We start from the raw sequence: 25,098 nt of genomic DNA, 5'->3' as shown, positions 1-25,098 counted from the left end.
GATGAGAGCAGATATGGCGCCGGCGCTCGCGAATGGACCCACGGTCATCCCGACCGACATGCCCACATCGAACCGGCCCATGAACATGGGCCAGTCGATGAACGACAACACGTCCCGATTGGACGGGATCGCCAAGATCACGGGAAGCGCGAAGTACTCGAGCGACATGCTCCTGCCGAATTCGGTCTTCGCGCGATTTATCCGTTGCCCTTTCGGCGCGGCAAATCTGCAGAGCGTGGATGATTCGGAGGCGCGCAGAGTTCCCGGCGTGATCGATATCGAGATCACGCCGAAAGAGTGTCAGTACAACGGCCAGCCCGTCGGGCATGTGGTTGGTGAATCGCCGATGGCGGTGAACCGCGCGCTGCAGGCTCTGAAGCTGAGCTGGAAGAAGCAGGCGGTGAAGACGACGATCGCCGATTCGGTGAAAGTGGAGATGCCGCGGGGCGATGTGGGCGGCGCCGACGTGACGGTCGCCGCGGTGTATTCGACGCCGGTGCAGACGCACTCTTCGCTCGAGACGCACGGCGGCGTGGTCGATCATCGGGGCGACAAGGCGACGGTGTACGCATCGACGCAGGGAACTTTCTCGGTGCGCGACGGGTTCGGCGATGCGCTTAATCTCAAGTCGTCGGACTTCGAAGTTGTGTGCGAGTACATCGGCGGCGGATTCGGATCGAAGCTGGGAGGGCCGGGCAAGGAACTGATGCTCGCGGCGAGGCTCTCGCAGAAGTACAACCGCCCGGCCTATGTGATGTGCAATCGCGCGGAAGAGCACCTGGATACGGGTAATCGGCCGTCGAGCGTGACGAGCGTGCGCATCGGGCTGAAGAAGGATGGCTCGTTTGTCGGCGGAGAGGTGCGCACGTGGGGAGGCGTGGGTGTTGCGAACGGCGGCGGCGGGTGCAATGTGCCTTCGGGCCGGTACACGCTGCCGAATATCGACAAGAAGCACGAGGATGTCTCGTTCAATGCCGGCGGGCCGCGGGCGTTTCGCGCGCCGGGTCGCCCGCAGGGCGCGTTCGCGGAAGAACTGATGCTCGACGAAGCGGCCGCGGCGATCGGCATGGACCCGCTCGCGCTCAAGCGGGCGCTCGCGTCGGATGATGTCTATCGCGAGATGATCGACACCGGCGCGAAGCTGATCGGATGGAGCGAGCGCAAGGCGAACGGCTCGCAGAAATCGGTGATGCGCACGGGGTTTGGGATGGGGCTCGCCGGATGGGGGAGTGCATCACCGGGGGGGAATGCGGAAGTAGTGATTCACCCGGACGGATCGGTCGAGTGCCGCACCGGAACGCAGGACATCGGGACTGGTCAGCGGACGACGATGGGTATCTGCGCGGCGGACACGATCGGGATTCCGCTGAGTCTCGTGACGGTGAAGATCGGGCGCTCGACACTGCCGCCGGGGCCGGGCTCGGGCGGATCGGTGACGTCGCCGACGACGGCGCCGACGATGATGAATGCCGCGGCGCAGGCGCGGGATAAGTTGTTCGAGGTGCTGGCGAAGCAGAGCGGCGACAATGCCGCGGACTTCTCGATGAAGGATGGCGCGGTGCTGCGGCGGGGCGAGAAGTTTGCGAGCTGGAAGGACGCTTGCGCGAAATTGCCGGCGGACGGCGTGATGGCATCGGCGAGCGGCGGCGATCGGGGCAAGGGTGATTCGCAGGGCGTGCAGTTTGTGAAAGTGGTGGTGGACTGCGAGACGGGGATTGTTTATCCGAAGCACGTGATCGCGATTCAGTCGTGCGGGCGGGTGATCTGCCGCAAGACGGCGGAGAGCCAGATCATCGGGGGCGTGATCCAGGGTTTGTCGTACGGGATGTTCGAGAACAAGATTCTGGATCGCAATGTCGGCGCGATGGTGAACCCGAACTTTGAGTGGTACAAGATTCTCGGCCCGTGCGAGATGCCGCACATTGAGCCGGTTTTGTGGCGGGGAGGCGGGCCGGACGGGCAGACGGGCGTGAAGGCGCTGGGTGAGCCGCCGACGATACCGACATCGGGAGCGCTGGCGTGCGCGGTGTTCAATGCGATCGGCGCGCCGGTGCGGCACTTGCCGCTGACTCCGGATAAGGTGCTGGCGGCGCTGGAAGGAGCGAAGTCATGAACACGTTTGCCGTGGCTTCGCCGAAGTCGTTCGAGGATGCGTCGAAGGTGGTGAATGACAAGAAGTACAGCCTTGCGGTGATCAAGGCGGGCGGGATCGATCTGATCGATCATCTGAAGGAAGGTTTGATCGAGCCGGATGTGCTGGTGAATGTGCGGACGCTGCGAGGCGGCGAGCAACCGATCGATGTGTCGGGCGAAGAGATCCGGATCGAGGCGACGGCGACGCTGGCGCAGATCGCGGGATCGGATGGGCTGCGTTCGTCGGCGCCGGTGCTTGGGCTTTCTGTTGAGGGCGCGGCGTCGCCGGCGGTGCGGAACGTTGCGACGGCGGCGGGGAACCTTTTGCAGCGGCCGCGCTGCTGGTACTACCGAAACGAGCAGTTCAACTGCCTGAAGAAGGGCGGGGCGACGTGCTTCGCGGTCGAGGGCGAGAACCGGTATCACGCGATCTTCGGCGATGGACCGTGCCACATCGTGCATCCGTCGAACCTGGCGCCCGCGCTTTGGGTGTGCGACGCGACGGTGCACTTTGTGGGGGGCGAGCAGCCATCGATCCCGATCCGCTATCTCTATCACACGCCGGACAAGGGGGTGCGGACGGAGAGCAACCTGCCGCCGGGCGCGGTGGTGACGCACATCACGTGCAAGCCGAGAAAATCAAGCGGGTTTTACGCGATCAAGGAGAAGCAGTCGTTCGACTGGCCGGTGGTCGCCGCGGCGGTGGCGCTCGAGATGGACGGCAACGTGATCCGGAGCGCGACGGTGTGCGCGGGGGCGGTGGCGCCGATTCCGTGGGAACTTCGGAACGTGGCGAACGCGCTGCGGGGTGTGGATGTCGGAAACGAGGAAGCGCTGAGCAAGGCGTGCGCGAGCGCGGGTGCGGGCGCGAAGCCGATGAGCGACAACGCGTACAAGGTGAAGCTGCTGCCGGTCGCGGTAAAGCGGGCCGTGCTGATTGCGGCGGGGAAGAAGTTGGAGGTGCAATCATGAACTTCGATGCGCCGCTGTACATGAAGCCGTGCTGCCTGAACATGCGGCACAAGATGATGTACTGCGACCCGAGGCAATCGACGCCGGGGATGATCGACGGCTCGTCGGAGACGCGGGTGCTGTTGTGCGTGCTGACGCAGGAGGTGCTGGGCCCTGACGACAAGCCGGTCGGTACACTGCAATGCGGTCCGGGGCGCGCGTGCTACCGGGCGCCGGCTTCGGGGTCGTCACCCGAGCCGATGTCTCCGGAGGGGCAAAGTGGTTCGCGGATGTCGTAGGCATACGCAGTCGGGGGAATGATGCAGAGTGCTTCGCTTGAACAGGCGCCCGCAACCTTGGAAGTCGCGGGCGCACAGGGCGGCGGAGCATCCGCGGAAGAGCGCTATCTGGAGCTGTTGAAGCGGACGCTGATGCGGATCGGCTTTGAGGCGAAGTACGAGCCGCTCACGTTCCAGCGGGTACCGTCGATCCGCACGAAGATTTATCGGGTGCTCGCGCGTGCGCTCGGGCCGCGCTACGAGATTGTCCGGCGCCGAAGAGTGCGGCGCGAGGATCCGACTGAGGGGCGCAAGTGTTCGCCCGATGCGGAGTCGATGATCGGGCTTTACAGGATGAACAACCTGCACGAGGCGATCCGGACGATCGTGCGGGAGAAGATTCCCGGCGACGTGATCGAAGCCGGAGTGTGGCGCGGGGGCGCGGCGATTTTCATGCGGGCGGCGCTCTGGGCTTACGGCGACGAATCGCGCACCGTATGGGTTGCGGATTCGTTCGAGGGCTTGCCGAAGCCCAGCGAGAACATCGCGGCCGATGCCGGGTACGACTTGAGCGGCGTCTCGGATCTGGCGGTGTCGGTGCAGGAAGTTCAGGAGAACTTTCGCAAGTACGGGTGGCTGGACGAGCGCGTGCGATTTCTGAAGGGGTGGTTCAAGGACACGCTGCCGACGGCGCCGATCGGGTCGATCGCGCTGCTTCGGGCCGACGGCGATCTGTACGAATCGACGATGGACATCCTGAACGCGCTGTACGAAAAGGTTTCGCCGGGCGGCTACGTGGTGATCGACGACTACGGGGCGTGGCCCCCGTGTCAGAAGGCGGTGGACGAGTTTCGCGCGAAGCACGGGATTACCGAGCCGATGGTCACGATCGACTGGACGGGGCGGTACTGGCGCAAGGGTTAGAAGCAGACACTTCCCAGGAGGTGTCTTCAGGAATTGGGCGACCGGTACGCGAGCGGCCGCGGGATGCGGCGGCATCAGCGAGCGGGTCGTTTGACTTTAAGATCCTCGAACGTGATGTCGGGGCCGGTCCAGATCCAGTCGATGAAGGTGTTCTTTTCACCGGCGGAGACGGACGGGCGGAGAATGACATCGACGGCGTCGCCCATTGGCTCGGTGATTTGGGCTCCGATGCCATAGCCGCCGCTGTTGCCCTGCAAGTAGGAGATCTGCCCGAGCGAGAATAGTTTGCCCGCGCTCGATCCCGTCCGTGCCCGCACGAACACATCGAACCCGACATTGGCGGGCATGTTGGTGGCGTTAAGCATCAGCGAGTAGTAGCTTTGCGAACCTTCCGACAGCGAATCGACCCGCAGCGCGCGGCGGATCGCCGGAACGAGCGCGGCATCTTCCCGCGATTCGACGATCGCTGTTTCTGCCGGCACAACTTCCACGTCGTCGGTGAAGTCCTGCGTCCAATTGCCGAGCGATTTGTCGGTGACCGGATCAATCGCTTCGAATGAGTATGTGAGCAGAAGCTTTGATTTTGTCGGCGGGGTGTCGATGGCGACATGAACCGCGGTTCCGGAGGATCCATTGGCGGAGATGGTCGCGGAAGTCGGGAGAGCGTGCGTGCGGCGGTAGATCTCGTGACCATCGAGGCTGGCGCGTGAAAGGCCGTACTGGATCTTTGTCTGGGCTGATGCTGGGGGCGACGTGCCGAGCTGCGCGCCGGTAACGGTCACACCGAAGACAGCTTCTGCGCCGGTCCGCATCTTCTTGCGGTGGAGATCGAAGGCTTGAATGCTGTAACGCACGTAGTCGGTCCATTCGGCGTCGGTGACTCTGCCGCGGGCGCGTGCGAGTTCGATGAATTCGCTCCAACCCCGGTTCCATCGCGCCGATGGCGTGCGGCGGCGCTGGATCGCGTCGGCGACGAGCGGGGCCCAGGTGACTATGGCGATGGAGTCGGCACGGATGCGCCGGTTGATTTCGGTGAGGGCTTCGGCGGATTGCGCGGGCGCGCCGTGAAGGGCTTCGGTTTTGAGGAGCCAGAAAGGCTTGACCGAGGTGAAGTTGGCTTTGGAAATCGAGAGCGCGACCACGGCGATAGAGGCGCAGAATGGAATGCCGGCAAGGAGCAGCCCGAGCCAGAGACGGCTCTTTGAGCGAACGCGGAGGGGAACGATCGCGTTGGGGGTGGTGAGCGATTTGCCGCACTCGGGACAGGCGGGCGCAGCGGAGAGGCCCTTGAGATCGAAGCGGCAGGCGCGGCAGAGCGAAGTCCCGGGAACGGCCCGGCCGCGCGCGTATTTCCAAAGCAGCAACCCACCGACGGTTGCGAATGGCGTCCAAAGGGCGAGTAAGAAGACGAAGAATGACATGTGACCCGCGCTCGCGTGGGTCGATCGCGGGCGCGGGTCACATGCTACCAATCGTCGGAATCACGGAACGCGCAGTTGAGTCGATCCGCGCCGAAATTCAGAATGCGTAAAAAACATTGCGGTGGCCGCGGCGTGCTCGCCTCGGTGCTCGGGAAGAGAACAGCGCGCGCGAGGTTGGAACGAACATCAGCGGTTTCGGCCCCGATTGGAGTCGGGGCTGGATTCGGGTGTTGAGGAATACACCCCCTCGGAAACGGCCTTGCTGATGCCGCCGGTCTCGCCATCGGCTGGCGGCTCTTTTTTCTCGCACGAAGGATCGGTGCAAGGTTCGAACCAGGAAGAATTGAGGAGTTCCTGGCGTTCGCCCTTGGGTTCGATTTCTCGAGAGGCTGGTCGAGAGGTCTTGGGGGGGAGATTGGGCAACATGAGAGACTCCTTTCCGGCCGCGTTTGAATCGCGGCAATGAACTCGGAATTCTCTCTGGCGTCGGGCGGACCGAAGTCTGAAGGAACAGATCCGTCGCGAGGCCCGCCGTGACCAGCCGACACGAGATTCTACGGTTTTCGGGGTGCGCGGGGTCGGGACTCGGTGAAACTTGCGACCGATATTTCGTGCAAACAGGTCGCGAACGGGGGAAGGAACGAGGCGGCGGAAACGGGATCAACTCGAGGGTTGCTCAGGACTCGAAAGGAATGCGGAGGAAAGGCGAACGCGGAGTAGGGGAGTTTGCGGAGTTGCGCGGAGGGGGAGAAGAGAGCAGAGACGAAGAGGCGAAGAGACGGAAGACGCAGAAGCGATGCAGGAGCGGCCCAACGAACTCACGGGCTGGCGGGGGAGGAGCGGAACTCAAAATCGTCCAGGGAGCCCGCCGGCACGAGGCCGGCGGACTCCGGACGAGTCTCCGGGACGAACAGACCCCGGAGACGGGGGTGGGGCAGTGTGGGGACGGCGCGTAGGGGCGGGGTAGGGGCGGGGTAGGGGCGGGGTGGGGGCGGGGAGGGGGGAAGAGGGGAGGGGGATCAGATGGTTTCGTCGTCGCTGCAGCAACCGCCTTGCTCGGATCGTCCGAGGTCGGCTTCATCACCCTCGGAAACTGATTCAGCTTGGCCCTTGCGGGCTGCATCCGCGATTCCCGTCGGCGCATCTTCATCCTGATCGGTGCGCGCATCGCTTCCCTTTGTTGTGGAGCCGGCGCTCCGACGGCGAATTTCGTCGTCTGTGAACTCTGCTTGGCCGGGCTGAGCGGATCGCGACTTGGATTGAGACTGGCGCGGATCGGCGCTGTGTCCGCCCGGATATTTCCCCGGGGGAGAGCCGGGCTGCTCGTGCTCGCGCCCGGGCTGGTCGTTCGGTTTGTGCGGGGCGTTCTGGCTCGGCTGGTTGTTCGTCACGATCGGTTACTCCTTGTGCGTGGACCGGTGCGAATGGAATTGGTTGAGAACGAATTGACATGCGAGCCGACGTCTAACCGCCGATGCAGCCCTTGATGAGAAAGAAGAGGAGAATCAGCGGGATCGGGACGCCGAGCAGCCACAACAAAATGGCGGTTCGCGCTTTTCCCGTGCGCGACGGGAACGTCGATGGTTTTTCAGAGGGATGCCGGTCCATGGAGGTACATTTGCCGCGTCGGGTGACGGGTCTGTGACCGGGCGATAAGGTTTCGCTCACGCGCGAGCGCTGTGTCGATCGGCGAGGGTGGGGGCGTGTGGGGCGTGGGGGCGTCGCTCAGGCGCCTTTTCGGCTCGAGCGTTTTTCGTGGCGGACGATGTTGCCCGTCGCGAGATAGACGATGTCTTCCGCGACGTTGGTCATGAGATCGGCGACGCGTTCGAGCTCGCGGCCGATGCGATAGATGTACATGCCGATGGTCATGGCGCTGTCGGTGCGGCCTTCGGCGCGGATGAAATCCTGCACTTCTTCGAAGAGGCGCCGATCGAGCTTGTCGATCACCTCGTCGGAGCGGACGAGGGAGCGTGCGCTCTCGACATCTTCATCGAGGACTGCGCGGAGCAACTGGTGGCACATCAGCGGCACGCGTTCGGCGAGTTCCGCGAGCGCGGTCGGCCAGTTCGGCGTGCCGGGCACATTCTGCGAGATGCGGACGGCGACCTTGGCGATCGAGCTGGCGTGGTCGGCGACGCGTTCGATATCGGCGTTGACCTTGAGCACGAAGGTGATCACGCGGAAATCGCGGGCGAAGAGGTGATGGAGCGCGAGAATCTCGTAGCACTCCTGCTCGATCGCGACTTCCTCGGCATCCACGCGGTCGTCCTGCTTGCGGACGGCCTTGGCGGCATCGACATCGAGGCGGAGCAGCGCCTCGACGGCGGCGTCGAGCATCGACATCGCGATGCTGGCTTCGCGGACGAGGCGGCGCTTGAGCGCGATGATGCGGCGTTCGTAGGTGTACTTGTGATCGGCGACCGAGCGCGGGCCCGGTGTGGGCTCGGGGTTGACCTCTGAAAATGGATCGGGATCGGCCATGGTGAAGGCGGGCGAGTCTAGCGCACCAGCGTTTCAGGCCGAGGCTTGCCGGATCGCGGCGAGCCGGGCGAGCAGCGCCGGAACGCCATCGAGCGGGAGCATGGTGCTGGAATCAGACAACGCCTTCGAGGGAATCGGATGGCACTCGAGGAAGATCGCGTGGACACCGGTCGCGACGGCGGCGCGAGCGAGAAGCGGCGCGCGGTCCGGCCTGCCGCCGGTTTGTTCACCGGCGCCGGGCAATTGCGTGCTGTGCGTGCAATCGAAGCAGACGGGGGGCGGGGCGTCGACACCTTTGCCCTTGAGGTCGATGAGATCGCCGAGGCCGAGGAAATCGTTGACGAGGCGGCCGTAGCCAAAGAATGTGCCGCGCTCGGTGGACATGGTGTTGAGGCAGCCGGCTTCGGCGAGTTTGCGGTGCGGGCCGGACATTTCGCCGGGAGAGAGGAACTGGCCCTTCTTGATGTTGACGGCGCGGCTGTGGGTTGAGGCGGATTTTCCGGCGGCGAAGAGGAGGTCGGTCTGGCGGCAGAGAAAGGCGGGGATTTGAAGAAGGTCGATGGCGCGGGCGACCGGTTCGGCCTGCTCGGGGGTGTGGATGTCGGTCGTGGAGGGGACGCCGAGCTCTTTGGCGATCGAGGCGATCCAATCGAGGCCTTTTTCGAGGCCGGGGCCGCGGGGCGAGGAAACGCTGGAGCGGTTGGCCTTGTCGAACGAGGCTTTGAAGATGTAGGAGAGGCCGTGGGCGCGGCAGGCGTCGCGGACGGCGCGGCCGATTTCGAGGCCCATGTCGCGGGATTCGATGACGCAGGGGCCGGCGATGATGGCGAGGGGCTGGCCGGGACCGATGGAGACGGGGCCGACTTGGCAGAGGCGGGGCATGGGGAGATCGTAAAGGGCCAAATGGCCAAAGTTTCAAAGGGCCAAAGAAAGGCGATTTCAGAGACCCGCGGCCGCGGGCGCCTGCACCTTGCGACCTCGCGGGCCCATGGCGAGGAAGTTGGCGAGGAGCTTCGGTCCTTCGAGCGTGAGGAAGCTCTCGGGGTGATATTGCACACCCTCGACGTGCTGCTTCTTCGGATCGGCGAAGACGCGGCGGAGGCCCATGACGACTTTGTGCGCGCCGGGCTTGCCGGGGATTTCGTCGAAGGTCCAGGCGCTGACGATCCAGCCGTCTTCGCCGGGCTTGGGCGGCGGCGGGATGGTTTCAGGAAGGACGACGAGCGAGTGATATCGCGTTGCAACGAATGGGTTGCTCATGCCGGCGTAGATGCCCTTGCCGTCGTGATGGATGTCGCTGGTTTTGCCGTGCATCTGGATCGCGTGGCGGGCGACGGTCATGCCGCTGCCGTCGGCCATGCACTGATGACCGAGGCAGACGCCGAGGATCGGGATCTGGCCGGCGTAGGAAGCGATGACGGCGCCGCTGACGCCAGCTTCTTTGGGCGTGCAGGGGCCGGGGGAGATGATGATGTGTGTCGGCCCCTTGCCCGAATCGAGCGAGGCGATGGATTCGGGTGTGATCTTGTCGTTGCGGATGACGAGCAGATCGCGATCGGGCTCGAGCGTGGGATCGAGTTCGCCGAGGCGCTGGACGAGGTTCCAGGTGAAGGAGTCGTAGTTGTCGATGAGGAGGATCACGGGGCGATCGTAGGGGAAGGGATTAACCACAGAGGACACAGAGAGCACAGAGGAACACAAAGCAAGGCAGAAGGGATGGGAAGAGAGAAGGGTGTAGGAAGAAGAGAATTGGACTAAGGCTGGTAGGATGAAAGTGTGAGCCAAGAAGAAATGGAAGCGAGAAGGAAGACGTTGATCGCGGAGGTGTATGCCGCGTTCAAGGGTGTGACGCGCGAGGGCGGGGTTTCTTGGAGTCAGGCGTATGTGATCGACAGCTACGGCGACGAAAGCAGCTACGCCGCTGCTGGCAAGGAAGATGTAGAAAACAATTGGGAAGATCTTGTCACTGACGAGAACTGGCTGGCGGATGGCATGGGTGGAGGGTTTGCCTTTCTCGATCCGATCGGATTTCGTTACTACTTGCCCGCGGCGATGATTCACGAGTTGAACGAGCATGCTTCTTCGGGTATCGAGAAGTATCTCAACCTGCCGCCGCGCGGAACCAAAGGGCGAAATTCTCACCTGAAACAATGGGCACTACTGAACGAGCGGCAGGGACGATGTACCGCCGCTTTTGTCCGGTTTGCCATCGATCGCGAAAAGAACTCGGACAACCCGGAAGGTGAACTCCTTCGGATTCTCGAGTTCGCTTGGGAAAACCATTGGTGCGACTTAGCGGATGACAGCGAATGACGGTTGATAACGACATGGAGAAACGCAAGCAAGCGTTGATCGCGGAGGTGTATGCCGCATTCGAAGGTGTGACGCGCGAAGGTGGAATTTCGTGGAGTCAGGCGATGCTTCACGACCATGGAGTTCGGCCGTACACGCCGCGGGAGTATCGAGAGGCGGGAGAACGCGATCGAGAGAAAAAGTGGGAAGAGCTTGTGGACTCGGAGAAGTGGAAGCCGCGCCCGAGTTGGGGTGGATTCAGCTTTCTCGATGCGATTGGCTTTCGGTACTACGTCGCGCCGGCGATGATTCGGATGATGACGGATGCGGACGCCGAGATGCTCTCGCCGTTGGATTTTGAACACGAAATACTGGGTCGGTTTGCGATGCTGAATGGCCGGCAATCGCGCTGCATTGCGACGTATCTGGAGTGGATGCTCGATCGGGAACTCGAGTCCGGAAGTGGGCTCGAGGCAGCCCTGTATGAATGGGCGATGCTGTATTGGCGTCTGCGGCTGATGCTCGGTGGCGGGGAGAAGTCATAACCGGACTTGCACGCGATTGCTGTGATGCGGCGGGGAGAGTCGAGAAGCGAGGCGCGGCGTATGCTGAATAAAACAGCGGAGGAAAAATGCCCAACGCCAAGAAACACACGTGGACGGAACTCACGGTTGATCGTCCCATGGACAAGATCGAGCGGCGGCGGATCATCGGCGAAAAGATGATGATTTCGCGCGTGCATCTGTCGAAGGGATTTGTTGTGCCGTCGCACGAGCACGCGAATGAGCAGTTTGCGGTGGTGCTTTCGGGGAAGATGAGTTTCGGATTGGGGCGCGAGGGGACGAACGAACACGAGACGATGATCGTCGGCGGCGGGGAAGTGTTGTGGCTGCCGGCGAACCTGCCGCACTCTGCGGAGGCGCTGGAGGACACGGTGATTTTGGACCTGTTCAGCCCGCCGAGCGAGTTGACGGGCGTGGATGTGAAAAGGTGAGGATGGTGCCGGAGTGTGTGGTGAGTTTCTGTCAAGTTGCGCAGCGCTGTGCGCAACCGTCGCCCACCCCCAACCCCCTCCCTCGGGGAGGGGGCTTCAGATGCCCGTCGAACCGAAGCCGCCCGTGCCGCGGGCGGTGGAGGAGAGATCGGAGACTTCCGTGATTGTGGCGTGTGCAACAGGGGCGATGATGAGCTGCGCGATGCGCATGCCGTGGGTGATCTCGAAGGGCTCGCGTGAGAAGTTGATGAGCGCGACGCGGAGCTCGCCCCGGTAGTCGGAGTCGATGGTGCCGGGGGCGTTGGGCAAGCCGATGCCGTGTTTGGTTGCGAGGCCGGAGCGGGCGCGAACCTGGCCCTCGAAGCCGGGCGGGATCGCGACGGCGAGGCCGGTGGGGATGAGTGAGATCGCGCCGGGGGCGAGCGTGATCGGGCTATCGAGACAGGCGCAGAGATCGAGTCCCGCGGCACCATCCGACTGATAGGCCGGAAGCGCGGCGCGTTCGTTGAGCTTTTTGAACTGGAGGACCGGTTGCATCGGCGAGCGTAGGTGCGCGGCGATCTAGTTCGGAGACTTTGGAGGCGCCGGACGACGCTGGCCGCGTCGATCCGAAACCTGGACGGAGGCGCCGACGTCGTATTGCTTCAGCCAAGCGACGGGCGGCTTGACGGTCGGATCGGCGTAGAGCGGCGCGAGCGTGGCCGGCGATTGCACCGGGGGAGCACCGGGAGGGACGATCGCGACCCAGATGCGTGCTTGGAGCCGGTGACCTCCGAGCCGGTCGAGCGCGGGTGTTGCGACCAGCCCGAGGTTTTCGGAGAGCGAGAGCCGCGGCTGCGCCAAGAGCGCGGCTTGCGGCGTGGGAGAGGGCGCGACCGGATCACGGCTGGAGAGCAGCATCGCGTTTGCGAGTGTTTCCCACTTGGAGTAGTTGAGGATCGGTGTCGGGTCGGCGTCGTCGCGCAGCCATTCGAGGCAGACGGCGATCCGATCGCGCGGCACGCGGCGGAGTTCGAGCGCCTGGATGGTCACGGGAACGGGGCTGCCGGCGAAGCTCGAGCGGGGCGCGACGATTTGGAACGCGAGCGAAAGGTCCATGAAGCCGTCGGCGGCGGTTCGCGGTGCTTGGCCGCTGAAGACGAGGTCTTCGAGCCAGCGGTACGCGCCGTTGTCGCGGAGCGAGTTGTTCGCCGTGCCGCGGAGGACGAGATCGGCGAGCGACTGCGCCTGCTGATCGGTGAGTTTACGTTTCGAGAGTTCGCGCCAGAGTTCGGCGTCGAGCATGTAGTTTTCCTTCAGCGACTTTGTCGCTTCGGAAAAAATCCACGCGGTGGCCATCTGGCGGCGGATGAAGGCGCGGCCGACTTCGAGGCGGGGGATCGGCGCAAATGTGCAGATGAAGAGAAGGATGATGCCGGCGGAGATCAGCTTGGTGCTGCGGACGATCCTGCCGCGGAGGAGCCTGTGGGCCCAGACGCCGGCACATTCGGGGCAGCGGCGGGGGAGGCTGGTGTCGATGATCTGGTAGTTGCAGCGCGAGCAATGGAGGGTGTCGCCGATGCGGCGGGTCATCCCGGAATAGACGAGGCGTGCCCCGGCGAGCCCGGAGAAAAGGCAGAGCGAGAGATTGGGCGCGAGATAACGGCGCGAAGGGATGAGCAGGAAGTAGAAGAAGAGCGCGCCGAGAGTTCCGAGCAGCCAGAGAAGATCGTCGGCGGCGTCGTGCGCGGGGCGGAGCAATTCGTCGCGGATGAGCCAGCGGCGCCAGCGCCAGATCCCGAAGACACCGAGCGCGAGCCCCCACGCAGCGACCGTGGGCGCTGCCGGGTCATTTCCTCGGAAGAGACGGCCGGAATCGTCGAATCCGAGGATGATTCCGATCAGCCAGAGCGAAAGGATGCACGGGATCAGCCAGCGGATGTCGCGCGAGTCGATGGAGCGAAGTGAGATCGGGATCGGGTTTGATCGCGTGAATGAAGCCGTTGCATCCACAGATGCAGCATACGGATTCGGCGTCGCGGCGTTCGGTGGAAAAAAGGGGACGAGGCGAGAGGAAAATAAACAAGGCCGCGTGTGCGGCCTTGAGGTGGGAGATCAATTGGAGCGAAAGGAACGTCGGCGTGGATCAGCCGAGGCCGCCCTTGAACTTCATCTTCTTGGCCTGCTCGCGCATGCGGCGGAGTGCCGGGGTTTCCTTGAGAATCTCTTCGGCCGTGCGGTTATCGCGCGGGGCTTTGCCGCCACCCCCGCCACCCCCCCCAAATCCGCCGCTACCGAAGCCGGAGCCGCCACGTGGGCCGGCGTTGTTGCCGCGGCCGCGACCCGGACCGCCCGGGCGGCCCTGACCATCGCCGGGCGCGCCGCCTTCCTGAATCTTGATTTCGGGGAGCGGCTTGAGGGCCTTGATGGAGAGGCTGACGCGCCGGTTGCCGGGGTCGAGCTTGAGAACCTTGCAGCGGACGATTTCGTCGACTTTCAGAGCGTCTTCGACCTTGCCGATGCGCTTGTGGTCGATCTCGGAGATGTGCACGAGGCCATCGACGCCGGGCGCGACTTCGACGAACGCGCCGAACTCGAGGAGCTTGGTGATCTTGCCGGTGATCTCGGCGCCTTCGGAAATCGTGTTGACAGCGGTTGCGAACGGATCGCCCTGGACCTGCTTGAGGCCGAGGCTGATGCGGTTGTTCTCGAGTTCGACCTTGAGAATCTTGACTGTGACGCGCTGGCCTTCCTTGACGTGCTTCTCGACTGCCTTTTCGCCGAAGCCGATCTTGTCGTAGGAAAGGTCGGAGATGTGGACGAGCCCGTCGACGCCGCCGATATCGACGAACGCGCCGAAGGGCATGATCTTGCGGACGATGCCTTCGACAGTCTGGCCTTCGGTGAGGTTCTTCTTGGTTTCCTCGGCGAGGCGCTTGCGCTCGGTATTGAGCACGTCGCGTCGGGAGAGGACGATATTGCCCTTGCCGACGCGCTCGACGCGGACGACGGAGCAGTTCATCTTCTCGCCGACAAAGACAGAGAAATCGGGCACGCGATCGAGCGCGACCTGGCTTGCGGGCATGAAGGCGCGATGGCCGGCGACCTCGAGTTCGAGGCCGACCTGCTTGCCGTCCTTGCCGGTGGCGACGCCGGTGACGCGGCCCTCGACGACCTGGCCGGACTCGAGGAACTCCCAATCGGCCTTCTGCACCGCGCCGGGGCGCGAACAGACGAAGAGGCTTTCGCCCGCTTCGAACTTGTCGATCACGACTTCGATCGAATCGCCGACTTTGGGAACGTCGGCGTCGGTGAACTGCGCGCGGGGAACGATGCCGAGTTCCTTGGGACCGAACTCGAGGAAGATGTCGGTCGGGCCCACCGAAACGACCTGACCGGAGCGGTGCTCGCGGCCGGCCTGAACCAGGCGAGGACCCCTGATGTGCGCCGGGCGTCCCCCGGACAACTTGTCCCGTTCGGACTTCTTCGCGGTCTGCTGGGCGACCGCGTCGGCCTCGCGATCGAGTTGCGCCATCGCGGCTTCGATCTCGGCGTTGAGCTCATCGGTCAGAGAATCACCGGCGAGCGAGGAAGAGGTGCGATCGGAATTGGGTTGGGTTGACATGGGGGATGACGCAGACACGCGGCCCGGGATTCGCGGATGGCACATCGGCGCATCCGCCCCGCGCGTGGACCGATTAACGCGCGAGAGCCTGCGCGCGGTGCGCAGGGCTAAGAGTGTAGCGTTCCGGCGTGAATGACGCGGGCTGGATATCGGAACGTATTGAGAGAACGCGGAGGGGCGGAGTACGAGAAGTTTCGCGGAGACAGAGGATTGTCGGATTGTCCAAACGCGAAGCAACACGATCCGCGGTCGACCGCTGCACCCTCGCTGGTGATTCGGGCTCGTAGAGGCTTACTGCATCGTGCGCTTGATTGCGTCGACGATGCGCTGAGCGGTGCGGACGTTGGCGAAACCGGCTTCCGCGTCGATCGCGGGACGGCGGCCGGAGCGCAGGGCACCGATGAACTCCTCGATCTCGGCGACGATCGGCTCGGCATCGTCCACCGTGAGCGGATCGATGTTGACAAGGTCCTGCCACTTGAGGCTGGTGAGGTCGGCGCCGGAACGGAGCTGCTCCCGCATTTCGCGCATCTGCGGCTCGTTGGCGATGCGCCGGATCATGATCCCGGTCTTGGCGGCGTAATCGATCTTGATATAGGCATTTTCGCCGGTGATGCGGGTCACGCGTTCGGTCTTGAGCGCAAGCCGGCTGGCGGTGATGTTGGCGACGCACGTTCCGACCGGCCGGCGCCAGGTGAGGCGAGCGTTGCAGACATCTTCGTGATCGGTAATCACCGCGACGCCCGCGGCCTGGACATCATCGGGCTCCTGACCGCCCATCAGCATGAGTACGACGTCGAGATCGTGGATCATCATGTCCATGACGACGCCGACATCGACGGAGCGGAATGTCATGGGGCTGACGCGGTGCACTTCGATGAAACGCGGGACGACGTCCTGCCCGCGATTGGTCGCGTTCTGCATCGCGCGCATGATCGGATTGAAACGTTCGATGTGGCCGACCATGAGCGTCGAGCCGGTGCGCTCCGCGATGTCCTTGATCGCGCGGGCGTTCTCGACGTCCTGCGCGAGCGGCTTTTCGATGAGGCAGGCGACGCCGGCCTTGAGAAGAGGCTCGGCGACGGCGCGGTGGTATGTGGTCGGAACGGCCACGCTGACGGCATCGACGCCGGCGCTGATCAGGTCCTCGACGGTTTGGAAACCGCTGGTCTCGAACTTGCCCGCGATCTCGGTGCGCCGGGCCTGATTGGCATCAACAACGCCGACCAGTTCGCATCCGGCGAGCTTGGAATAGACGCGCGCGTGGTGCTGGCCCATGCGGCCAACCCCCACGACGCCGCAACGGATCTTGCGACCCGCGAATCGATCCGCGGGCGCGTGAACCTCGAGAGGTGACGTTGCGGTGCCTGAGAGAGTGACTGATGGTGCCATATTGAGTGTTTGTTACGCCGCGCCGGACTGAGCCAAACCGGAAAGGGCCGCGGCAAGGTCTTCCTTGCGGGTGAGGCCGACAAACTTCTTCGCGACCTCACCGCCCTTGAAGAGGATGATGGTAGGGATGGCGGTGATTCCGTACTTGACGGAAACCTGTCGGTTGGCATCGGTATCGATTTTCCCGATCTTGACCTTGCCGGCGAACTGATCGCTGAGGGCTTCGATCGTCGGGGTGAGCATGCGGCACGGCATGCACCATTCGGCCCAGAAATCGACCAAAACAGGCACCTGACTCTTCAGGACTTCGCTGTCGAAATTCGAATCGGTAAACGTTTGGACGTTGGCTCCTGCCATATGGGTCTCCTTGGGCTGTCCCGGCTGAATGCTACACACTGCGGACTGGCCGGGACGCCGGATCGGAACATGTTTCACCCTCTTTGATGCCGGAAACAGGCGGGAGATGCGGCATCGAGAGTGCCGCGGCAGCCCGCAAAGCGCTCGCGCAAGCAGCGACGTCGTGCACGCGGAAGATGCGGGCGCCATTCAGAAAATGGATGACGGAGAGCGCGATGGTGCCTTCGAGGCGCTCGCTCGGATCGGAATCTCGACCGAAAGAAAGGCGACCGACAAAGCTCTTGCGGGAAAGGCCGCTCAAGATCGGTCGGGCGAGCGATTCGAACTCTGAGGTGCGCCGGATCAGCTCGCAGTTTTGTTCGACAGATTTTCCGAACCCAAGCCCGGGATCGAGGACAATGCTCAATGGGTCGAGGCCGCGGCTGGTGAGCGTGCGAAGGGACTGTTCGAAGAACGTACGCACATCAGCGACGAGGTCGCCGTACTCGGGAGCTTGTTTGTATTGATCGGAGTAGCTGTCGCGCGCGGGCGGAACGCGCCGGTGCATGAGGATGGAGCCCGTCTGAGTCGCGGCGAGCAGTTCGAGCATTTTGTCCGTGTCATCCCGGAGGCCGGAAACGTCATTGATCGCATCGGCTCCGGCGTCGAGCGCAGCTCGTGCGACTTCGGCGAGCGTCGTATCGATACTGATTGCAAGAGAGCTCAATTCGGATTCGGCGCGGATCGCGCGGATGACGGGAATCGTGCGGCGGATCTGCTCCGCGGCATCGACGGGCGCCGATCCCGGGCGCGTCGATTCACCCCCGACATCGAGAATCGCGGCGCCGGCGCGCTGAGCGGCGCGCGCCGATTCCACGGCGGAGTCGATCGAGTGCAGCCTGCTTTCGCCATAAAAACTGTCGGGCGTGCAATTCAGGATCGCCATGAGCACGGGCGTGTTCGTGTCGATGATGCGGGAATTGGCGAGGCGCCACTGCTGCACGGGCGAATGGTAGAAGAAGTGTGTGCCGCCAATGAAGAAGGGCGCACCGGAGTGCGCCCTTCAGTGAATACATCAAAGAAACCCGGTTCAGAACCGCGGCTTTTCGTTGGAATCGTCGTCGCCACCACCTTGATGCTGCTGCGATTCACGGACCTGCTGCAGCACATCGCCGATGGTGTTCACGACCTGCATGGGGGCGTGGAAGCGGATGTGCATGCCGCCGCCGTCGCCGGTGACGCCGACCGCCATCGGGGGAACGTCGGCGGGAACCTTGAGCTGGATCGGCATGCCGGCGAAGGACATCGCCATCTGAGCGAGATCGAAGATGCTTTTGGTGCCGATCAGCCCGCGCGCCATCGAGCCTTCGGGCAGACCCTTCACTGCGGTGGCCACACCCTTGTTCTCCGCCATGGTGTTCTTGCCGGAGGCGGCGTCGAGCGCTGACTGCATGATCTGCGTATTGGGGCTGAAGGTGACGATCGCGGAGTTCTTGGTGGTCGCGATGTTGCCGCTCATCTGGCCGGTCGCGCCGAAGATGAACATGTTGACCATCGCCATCTGCGATGCCATCGGGTCGTTGGGGTCCATCTTGGGCTTGAGGGCCCACGTATCGAGCTTCACGCCGTTCACTTCCGCGGCATTCGCCGTCACGGAAGCTTCCATCTTCATCGGACCGTCCATTTCCTGCGTGGCCTTGATGCGGTCGACGAAGAGGCCTTTGAGCGCGGCGGGATCGCTGCCCCGGGCCTGGTAGATGACGCCGCTGAAGAGGCCGGCGCCGGCCAGCATCGCGGGCGAATAACCCCAAACAAAGTCGACGCCGTCGATCTTGTCGATCGACTTGGCCAGATCGCGGATGCCCGCGGTCTGACCCTCGATCATCTTGATCACCATGTCGGCCTGCTTCGAGGCTGCCTTGTCACCCTCTGCGGCCTGACGCTTGGCTTCGTCTTTGGCGACCGTCAGCATTTTCTCGGCGATGTCCGACGCGTTGTGCGCGATCTGACGCGTGCCGGGGCTGGTGGTGTCGGCCGAAACCGCAAAGAGGAAGGGAGTCTGCGGGAGCGAAACGAGCGTGGTATCGGCCTTGCCGGTGCTCTGGAAGAAGCCGGCGATCTGGCTCTTGGGTTTGAATTGTGCGCCGATATCGAAGGTGAGGCCGTCTTCGCCGAGGCCGATTCCGGCGACGCAGGTCTGCGCATCGCGGTTGTACGCGCGGGCAATATCTTCGATCGGGGCGATGAACTGCGCCATTGTTTCGGGCGGAATGGGGCCGAACATCGGGTTGCGCCGCTTGCCGCCCTTTTTGGCGTCGGCAACAGCGCGGTCGATCTGCTTGCTGAACTGGGGCGCGATGGTCTCCCAGTTGGCGATGAGGATGAGATCGCTGGCTTGCGCGGCGCGATTACCGACGACGCCGAGCGCTTCTTCGTGTTGCTTGAGGGCGTGCTCGGCGGGCTGGAAGGAGGAGACGGTTTCTTCGACCGGCCCGATGATCACCCAGCCATCGCCCGCGTCGCGCACGTACATCGGCATGTCGCCCATGCCCTCGACGCTTGCGACCTTGGCCGACGCATCGCCGCCGAGTTCTGTGACGAGCTGCTTGTAGTCTGTGGTCTGCGCGAGAACGACGGCGCGCTCCATCGGATCGTCGTGGTCGCGATGGTCGTGATCCATGTCGTCGTTGTCATCTTCTTTCTTTACTTCCTTGGGCGCTTCCGTCGGCGGAGCCATCACCACGAGCGCGAGCGAACCGTCTTTCTTGAAGCCTTTGGTTTCGGAGAGCTGCTTGACGAAGTCATCGAAGTCCTCGGTGTCTTCGATCCGGAGTTTGTCGGCGTAGTTCTTGATTCGGTTGGTTGTCTGCTCGAAGTTGTCGGTCGCGATGACGAGCATCGCGTTCTTGGGGACGCGGTCGAGTGCCGCGGGAACCTTGGCGAGCGCCTGCCCGGAGAGCGCGAGGAGTGCCGCGATCGGCGCGGCGAAGAGATTGCGTTTGAGAGCGAGGACAGAGCGGGTCTTGGTTGCGGACATCGATCGATTCCTTTCTCGGTTGATGCTCGTTGGAAAGCGCGGGCGAAGTATAGAAGTGCGGGCGTGGAACACCCGCAATTCTGCCGAGAGTTGTTGGGAAACGATCAGGACCGATTGCGTCAGGCGAGGGGCTTCGATTCGGGCTGCGGGGCGGAAGTGTCTTCCGCCGCCGCATCTTCATCTTCGGCATCTTCCGAATCCGTCTCGTCTTCCGATTCGTCCTCCGAAGCGGTCTCCGACTCCGATTCGGCGGCATCCGTTGCGGCGGATGCGCCAGCGGGTTCGGCTTGAAAGAGTTGCGTCTGCTCGGCTTCCTTCGCGGGCCAAGCGATGCCCTTCTGAGCCGCTTCTTCCTTCGCCATTTCTTTCATCATCTCCCATTCATCGAGGGTGATGAGCACGTCGCGCGCGACCGAGCCCTTGTGATCGGAGATGATCCCCGCGATGCCCATGAGGTCGATGAGACGGCTGGACCGGGTGTAGCCGATGGCGAGCCGGCGCTGCAGGAGCGAGACGCTGCCACGCCGGGATTCGAGCACGATTTCCACGGCGCGCTCGAATAGCGGGTCTTCCTGTGCCGCCTTGAGGCTGGCGGAAGAGTTGTTCTTGCTCTGGAGAAGACGTTCTTCGTCGCTGAGATTGCCGAGGCCGTTTCCTTCTTCGCTCGGCTTGCGCATGACGAGAAGCTGGCGCTCGAACGTCGGCGAGGCGACTTCCTTCATGAACTTCACGACCTTGCGGATCTCGCTATCGGTGACGAGCGTGCCCTGTGCGCGGCTCAGATCGTTGCTGCCGGGGTTGAGGAAGAGCATGTCGCCGTGACCGAGCAGGAGTTCGCCCCCCTTGCTGTCGAGAACGATGCGCGAGTCCATGCCGCTGGCAACCTTAAAGGAGATGCGGCACGGCATGTTCGACTTGATGAGGCCGGTGACGACATTGGCCTGCGGGCGCTGCGTCGCGAGGATCAAGTGGATGCCGACGGCACGGGCCTTCTGTGCGATGCGGATGATGTGCCCTTCGACTTCCTTCGCGGTCATCATCAGGTCCGCGAGCTCGTCGATGATGAAGACCATGTAGGGGAGCTTGCGCGGGATGCGCGCGGCCTCTTCGTCGCTCTTGAGCCCCATGCGGTCTTTGAGTTCTTCCCAAGGCAGTTCGTTGTAGCTGGCGATGTCGCGGCAGCCCGCTTCCATCAGGAGTTCGTAGCGTTCGTCCATCTTGACCGTGGCCCACTCGAGGATCGCCGCGGCCTTGTTCATTTCGGTGACGACGGGGCACATGAGGTGCGGGATGTCCTTGAACTGCGACATCTCGACCATCTTGGGGTCGACGAGCACGAGCTTGAGTTCGTTCGGCTTCTTGGTGAAGAGGAACGACATGATGATCGTGTTCATGCACACCGACTTGCCCGAGCCGGTGGTGCCGGCGATGAGCATGTGCGGCATGCGCGTGAGGTCGGCGATCAGAGGCTGTCCGGTCGCGTCCTTGCCGAGGAACATCGGCAGCTTCATCTTGCCGAAGAGCTCGGTCTTGCCCATCAACTCCTTGAGCCGGACTTTTTCCTTGGTCGGATTGGGCACTTCGATGCCGACGGTGTCGCGGCCGACCTGATTCGGAACGATGCGGATGTTGACGGCCTTGAGCGATCGCGCGATGTCGCTCGCGACTGCTTGTACCACGGCCACCTTCGTGCCCGGCGCGAGGCGCACGTCGTAGAGCGTGATGACCGGTCCGGATTCGATGCCGACGACTTCGCCGTCGATGCCGTATTCATTCATCGCGGACTCGAGCGCGATGCCCTGCGTGCGCACGATCTCTTCCAGCTTCTCGTTGAAGTTTTCTTCCGGCTCCTCGAGCATTTCCAGCTGCGGGAAGCGGTAGCCCTCCATCTCGGAAACATTCTGCATGCCTTCGAGGTCGGCCTGTGTCGCGACCTGTTTGTCCTTTTGGCCAAAGGCGATGGGTAGGCGATTGATCTTGTCGCGGAGCGAATCGCGATCGAAGACCTGTGGCGCGCCGGGGAGTTCGTCTTCGGCAACGTCTTTGTCCGAAGTCGCGGGCGCGATCGCGGCGGGGACTTTGTCGTCTGATTCCACCTGCGTTTCTGGCGCTTCCTCTGCCGCGGCGGCCATGCCGGCTTCAGAATTTTCGAGGTCGGGGTCCTTGATCGCCGGCGCCGGTTCTTCGACGACAAAGCCGAACTCCGCAAGACGCGAGCGCGGTGAATCTCCCCCCGTTTCGCCGGGGAACATCGCATCGGGCGCCGAATCAGGGTCGCTCGACTTGCGTAGACGCTTTGTGGGCTTGGCTTCGGTGATGGTGTCGGTTTCTTCGTCGGTCTTGTTGCTCAGGCCTCCCCAGAAGCGAGAAAGAAATCCGGCGCTGCCCTTGGCGGTGGCGACGGTCGCCTTTGCCGCGGCGGGCGCGACGACGTCGGTCGTGAACTTTGCTGCGGCTCCGCCCGCGACCGCGGCGGCGGGCGCGCCGGTGTGGCGCATCCAGTGCCAGCTCCAGCCCATGCCGATGTTGAGCCATTCGTCCGCCGCGACGACGAGGCCGATGATGCCCATCGCACCGAGCCAGATCGCGCTGCCCATCGGACCGAAGCGGTAGAGGAGTTGCTCGACGCCGACGGTGCCGATCACGCCTCCCGGCAGGTCGGGAAGGGCAGCCGTGGTCTTGAAGATGAGTGCCTGAAAGCCCGAGACGCTGATCGCGAACATGACGATGCCGATGAGGCGCACGGCGAGATGGCTGAGGCTCGTGCCGACGACGCCGGAAGCCAGGACGATCCCGCCCAGCGTGAAGAAAACCCACGCGCCGGCGCCGGTGTAATAAATGGTCCAGTAGCTGACCGCGGCACCGAAAGCGCCGCACCAGTTCTGAATCGTGGCGTTCGGCGGCGAGACGACGTGGCTGGGCGGATCGCCCGGGTCGAAGCCGACAAGGCTCATCAGAACAAAGACCCAGACGAAGAGAAGCAGGACGAGCGCGAGCCGGCGACCGGCCGTGGAAACGGAGATGCCGGAAGCGCTCGAAGAAGTTCGGGACCTGGATGAGGTTCGGGAAGCCATAAGAAGGATGCCTCAGCAAAGGTGCGGCCGAGTTGCCGGGGTCGCGCAGCCCTTTTCACGCAAGGGCATGAGACAGCCCGCGGCAGATCGCCACGTCTCCACCGGTATCGGCCGGGCGCGTGAGAAATCGGTAGAAAGTGCGCGGGGGGAGAGAGCCGCGAGCTTTCGCTGTCACTTTTCTCAGTAGACGACCTTGTTGTACGCCATCACGAATATCTCGAAGTCCGCGTCGTCAACGACCCCGTCGGCGTTGAAGTCAGAGGGGCAACCGGCAGTCATCCCGCCCGCCGTGCACAGCATGAGGTCATAGGCGGCACTGAACTGCTGGAAATCGGCATCATCGACGGCCCGGTTGCAGTTCAGGTCTGGACCCACGACTTCGAGATGCGCGTGCCATGATAGTTCTGTCGCGCACGGATTCGTAACGACGCAGTCGTAGTCCCCGGAATCAAAGCTTGTGAGCTTTCCCTTTGCCGGGACTTGAACGAAGAGGATTCTGGACTTACTGCCGGAGATTTTGGAGCCGGTCCCGGTCACCCCATCGACGAGCGGCACGCCGTTCTTTCGCCACTGGTACGTGATTGGCAACATCCCGTTGGTCTCGACCGAAAACGAAGCATTTCGGTACCAGCACCCGGTAACATCGGTGGGTTGCGCCGTGATTTTCACTCCATTGTCGACCGGTGCGTACGTCGCGAGATAGGCGCTCACATTCTTGGGTGTCTGCGTGAAATCGCCGCCGACGAGAAGCTTTCCGTTTGAGTTAAAGCAGCTGTAGAAAGGACCGACGGGCGGTTCGCCGATCGAGGAAACTGAGCCCGAAGGGCTTCGATAGAACAGGCTTGAACCGCCGAAGACTGTGCCGCCGTTCCAAACGCAGAAACCTTGAATGTCGTTTGCGGGGCACGGCTCGAGCTTCGTCCAAGCTGTTCCGCCGCTCCAGAACCGTTTGCCGTATACATCGAAAATGGTGCTGCCGTCGGAACGAAGGCAGGCAAAGGAGAAATATTCCTGATATGGAGTTTTTAGTGGAGAAAAGAGCGTTGAAATCCCATCATACACATATGATCTAGTGATATTGTTGCCTGGACTAGAAGATCCAGCGAATATCAATGCTTTCGCACCATTTTCGAATGGCGCAACAGACACTATCGTATTCCATCCCTCCGAATCGTTGGCGCCGATCACGGAAGAGGCGCCATCCCAACGAAGTCGCGTACATCCCGTGGTCCCGCTGCTGCTCTGCATCGCCAGCAGAATTGCATTGCCGACAATCTTGGCGTCCGTTGCAGGCCATGTAGCGTTGTTGAAGAATGGAATGGATTTCCATTCGCTTCCGTTCCATCGTGCAAAGAACTTGGTATTTGGGGTCCCGCCGGCGGAAGTAAAGTGACCGGTGACGAAAATGCTCCCGTCAAAGGCCACGATGTGCCGGACATATCCGTCGAGCCCCGTTCCCAACGCTTCCCACTTCCCGTTTCGCAAACGAGCAATCCGATTCGCAGATACCGACCCAGCGCGGGAAAATTCTCCCGCAACATACAGTTCTCCGTTGAGTTCGGTTATGCAGCGGACCGGACCGTTGAAGCCGGACCCCCAAACCTGCCAAGTTCCTGATTCGAGACCGTAGCTTGCGATTCTGTGCCCTCCGATGCCAATGTCTTTTGAGTCCGACGCCGCGGCCAGGCCTAGGCTCGTGATCGCAGCCGCAGTCGGTGTGCCACGAAAGCTCTCTATTCCACTGGCGTTCGCGCCATCCCACACCGAAATTCGATTGCTGTAAATTGCAAGAAAGTTATCGCCGTTTGGTATCACAATTCCGGCTGTCGCTGGAGGAAAAAAGCCGGGCGGAAGATCTTTACGCTCGAAACAGGCCGGATATGGCTCGTTGTTGCCTAGCCAGCGATACAAGACGGTCTTTTGCGGCCCGGAGTTTCCATTAATAAATTCGGACCCCAGGATGTGAAGCTCCCCCCTCCACAAAAACGCGTATTCGGTCGAGGCCCAGAAAATGCTGTTGCCGCCGAGGGCGAAATAGTTGGCACCGTCGATGATGTGGATTCGCTCGGTCTTCCGCACGAATCGTCCGTCCGGAAGCTGAAGCACCTGGTTCGTGCCGCCGAGCAGTCCTGATGGATCGAAATACTCCCATCCGCTCGCGGATTCACGAACAATCCC

General features: G+C 62.8%; 23 protein-coding genes. 7 read left to right on the top strand and 16 right to left on the bottom strand.

Annotation, left to right across the window (positions count from 1 at the left end):
* The first annotated feature begins 1 nt into the window (after nt 1).
* Genes KF691_13330 through KF691_13315 form a run of 4 tightly spaced genes read left to right on the top strand, consistent with a single transcriptional unit; the run spans nt 2 to nt 4,286 of the window.
* The gene (locus KF691_13330; protein MBX3390426.1) at nt 2-2,113 is read left to right on the top strand and encodes a xanthine dehydrogenase family protein molybdopterin-binding subunit; all 2,112 of its coding nucleotides are present in this window, start codon (nt 2-4) and stop codon (nt 2,111-2,113) included.
* Nucleotides 2,110-3,105: an FAD binding domain-containing protein gene (locus KF691_13325; protein MBX3390425.1), complete on the top strand. Its 996-nt coding sequence runs from the start codon at nt 2,110-2,112 to the stop codon at nt 3,103-3,105. Before KF691_13330 ends, KF691_13325 begins: the two co-directional genes overlap by 4 nt.
* Nucleotides 3,102-3,383, top strand: coding sequence for a hypothetical protein (locus KF691_13320; GenBank protein MBX3390424.1), 282 nt, complete (start codon nt 3,102-3,104; stop codon nt 3,381-3,383). Before KF691_13325 ends, KF691_13320 begins: the two co-directional genes overlap by 4 nt.
* 18 nt (nt 3,384-3,401) lie before the next feature.
* Complete coding sequence (locus KF691_13315) at nt 3,402-4,286, top strand: TylF/MycF family methyltransferase (protein MBX3390423.1); 885 nt, start codon at nt 3,402-3,404, stop codon at nt 4,284-4,286.
* A 74-nt stretch (nt 4,287-4,360) separates the two neighbouring features.
* Here the strand turns inward: KF691_13315 and KF691_13310 are convergent, their stop codons facing one another.
* The 7 genes from KF691_13310 to KF691_13280 all read right to left on the bottom strand — a co-directional run bounded on the left by KF691_13310 (nt 4,361) and on the right by KF691_13280 (nt 9,832).
* Nucleotides 4,361-5,707 carry a hypothetical protein gene (locus KF691_13310; protein MBX3390422.1) on the bottom strand — a complete coding sequence of 449 codons (1,347 nt, stop codon included), beginning with the start codon at nt 5,705-5,707 and terminating at the stop codon, nt 4,361-4,363.
* Between the two features lie 186 nt (nt 5,708-5,893).
* The gene (locus tag KF691_13305; GenBank protein ID MBX3390421.1) at nt 5,894-6,133 is read right to left on the bottom strand and encodes a hypothetical protein; all 240 of its coding nucleotides are present in this window, start codon (nt 6,131-6,133) and stop codon (nt 5,894-5,896) included.
* 593 nt (nt 6,134-6,726) lie between these two features.
* Entirely contained in the window at nt 6,727-7,098 is a 372-nt protein-coding gene (locus tag KF691_13300; protein ID MBX3390420.1) for a hypothetical protein, read from the bottom strand.
* A 73-nt stretch (nt 7,099-7,171) separates the two neighbouring features.
* On the bottom strand, nt 7,172-7,315 hold the full coding sequence (locus tag KF691_13295) for a hypothetical protein (GenBank protein ID MBX3390419.1): 144 nt from the start codon (nt 7,313-7,315) through the stop codon (nt 7,172-7,174).
* A gap of 117 nt (nt 7,316-7,432) precedes the next feature.
* The gene (phoU, locus tag KF691_13290; GenBank protein MBX3390418.1) at nt 7,433-8,191 is read right to left on the bottom strand and encodes a phosphate signaling complex protein PhoU; all 759 of its coding nucleotides are present in this window, start codon (nt 8,189-8,191) and stop codon (nt 7,433-7,435) included.
* A gap of 33 nt (nt 8,192-8,224) precedes the next feature.
* Nucleotides 8,225-9,073, bottom strand: coding sequence for a 3-deoxy-8-phosphooctulonate synthase (gene kdsA, locus KF691_13285; protein MBX3390417.1), 849 nt, complete (start codon nt 9,071-9,073; stop codon nt 8,225-8,227).
* A 57-nt stretch (nt 9,074-9,130) separates the two neighbouring features.
* Complete coding sequence (locus tag KF691_13280; protein ID MBX3390416.1) at nt 9,131-9,832, bottom strand: aminodeoxychorismate/anthranilate synthase component II; 702 nt, start codon at nt 9,830-9,832, stop codon at nt 9,131-9,133.
* Between the two features lie 183 nt (nt 9,833-10,015).
* Here KF691_13280 and KF691_13275 point away from each other — a divergent pair, with 183 nt between their 5' ends.
* The 3 genes from KF691_13275 (at nt 10,016) to KF691_13265 (ending at nt 11,477) form a co-directional block, all read left to right on the top strand.
* Nucleotides 10,016-10,504, top strand: coding sequence for a hypothetical protein (locus tag KF691_13275; protein ID MBX3390415.1), 489 nt, complete (start codon nt 10,016-10,018; stop codon nt 10,502-10,504).
* The gene (locus tag KF691_13270) at nt 10,501-11,028 is read left to right on the top strand and encodes a hypothetical protein (protein ID MBX3390414.1); all 528 of its coding nucleotides are present in this window, start codon (nt 10,501-10,503) and stop codon (nt 11,026-11,028) included. Before KF691_13275 ends, KF691_13270 begins: the two co-directional genes overlap by 4 nt.
* Before the next feature lie 86 nt (nt 11,029-11,114).
* Nucleotides 11,115-11,477, top strand: a complete 363-nt coding sequence (locus KF691_13265; GenBank protein ID MBX3390413.1) for a cupin domain-containing protein — start codon at nt 11,115-11,117, stop codon at nt 11,475-11,477.
* Nucleotides 11,478-11,573: 96 nt separating this feature from the next.
* Here KF691_13265 and dut read toward each other — a convergent pair whose 3' ends face one another.
* The 9 genes from dut to KF691_13220 form a co-directional block, all read right to left on the bottom strand.
* The gene (gene dut, locus KF691_13260; GenBank protein ID MBX3390412.1) at nt 11,574-12,014 is read right to left on the bottom strand and encodes a dUTP diphosphatase; all 441 of its coding nucleotides are present in this window, start codon (nt 12,012-12,014) and stop codon (nt 11,574-11,576) included.
* A 24-nt stretch (nt 12,015-12,038) separates the two neighbouring features.
* Nucleotides 12,039-13,469: a hypothetical protein gene (locus KF691_13255; protein ID MBX3390411.1), complete on the bottom strand. Its 1,431-nt coding sequence runs from the start codon at nt 13,467-13,469 to the stop codon at nt 12,039-12,041.
* Nucleotides 13,470-13,602: 133 nt separating this feature from the next.
* Nucleotides 13,603-15,081 (bottom strand): S1 RNA-binding domain-containing protein, encoded by a 1,479-nt coding sequence (locus tag KF691_13250; protein ID MBX3390410.1) that lies wholly within the window; start codon nt 15,079-15,081, stop codon nt 13,603-13,605.
* Nucleotides 15,082-15,372: 291 nt separating this feature from the next.
* On the bottom strand, nt 15,373-16,359 hold the full coding sequence (locus tag KF691_13245) for a Gfo/Idh/MocA family oxidoreductase (GenBank protein MBX3390409.1): 987 nt from the start codon (nt 16,357-16,359) through the stop codon (nt 15,373-15,375).
* A gap of 126 nt (nt 16,360-16,485) precedes the next feature.
* Nucleotides 16,486-16,830, bottom strand: a complete 345-nt coding sequence (gene trxA, locus KF691_13240; GenBank protein ID MBX3390408.1) for a thioredoxin — start codon at nt 16,828-16,830, stop codon at nt 16,486-16,488.
* A 31-nt stretch (nt 16,831-16,861) separates the two neighbouring features.
* Nucleotides 16,862-17,812 (bottom strand): dihydropteroate synthase, encoded by a 951-nt coding sequence (gene folP, locus KF691_13235; protein MBX3390407.1) that lies wholly within the window; start codon nt 17,810-17,812, stop codon nt 16,862-16,864.
* Between the two features lie 87 nt (nt 17,813-17,899).
* Nucleotides 17,900-19,846, bottom strand: coding sequence for a hypothetical protein (locus tag KF691_13230; GenBank protein MBX3390406.1), 1,947 nt, complete (start codon nt 19,844-19,846; stop codon nt 17,900-17,902).
* Nucleotides 19,847-19,965: 119 nt separating this feature from the next.
* Nucleotides 19,966-22,920 (bottom strand): DNA translocase FtsK, encoded by a 2,955-nt coding sequence (locus KF691_13225; protein MBX3390405.1) that lies wholly within the window; start codon nt 22,918-22,920, stop codon nt 19,966-19,968.
* Between the two features lie 180 nt (nt 22,921-23,100).
* Nucleotides 23,101-24,999 (bottom strand): hypothetical protein, encoded by a 1,899-nt coding sequence (locus KF691_13220; GenBank protein ID MBX3390404.1) that lies wholly within the window; start codon nt 24,997-24,999, stop codon nt 23,101-23,103.
* Between the last annotated feature and the right edge of the window lie 99 nt (nt 25,000-25,098).

It is taken from the genome of Phycisphaeraceae bacterium, assembly GCA_019636555.1.
GTDB lineage: Bacteria > Planctomycetota > Phycisphaerae > Phycisphaerales > UBA1924 > JAFEBO01.
Note: the sequence above shows the minus strand (reverse complement) of the source record. Positions and strands in the feature narration are given on the sequence as shown.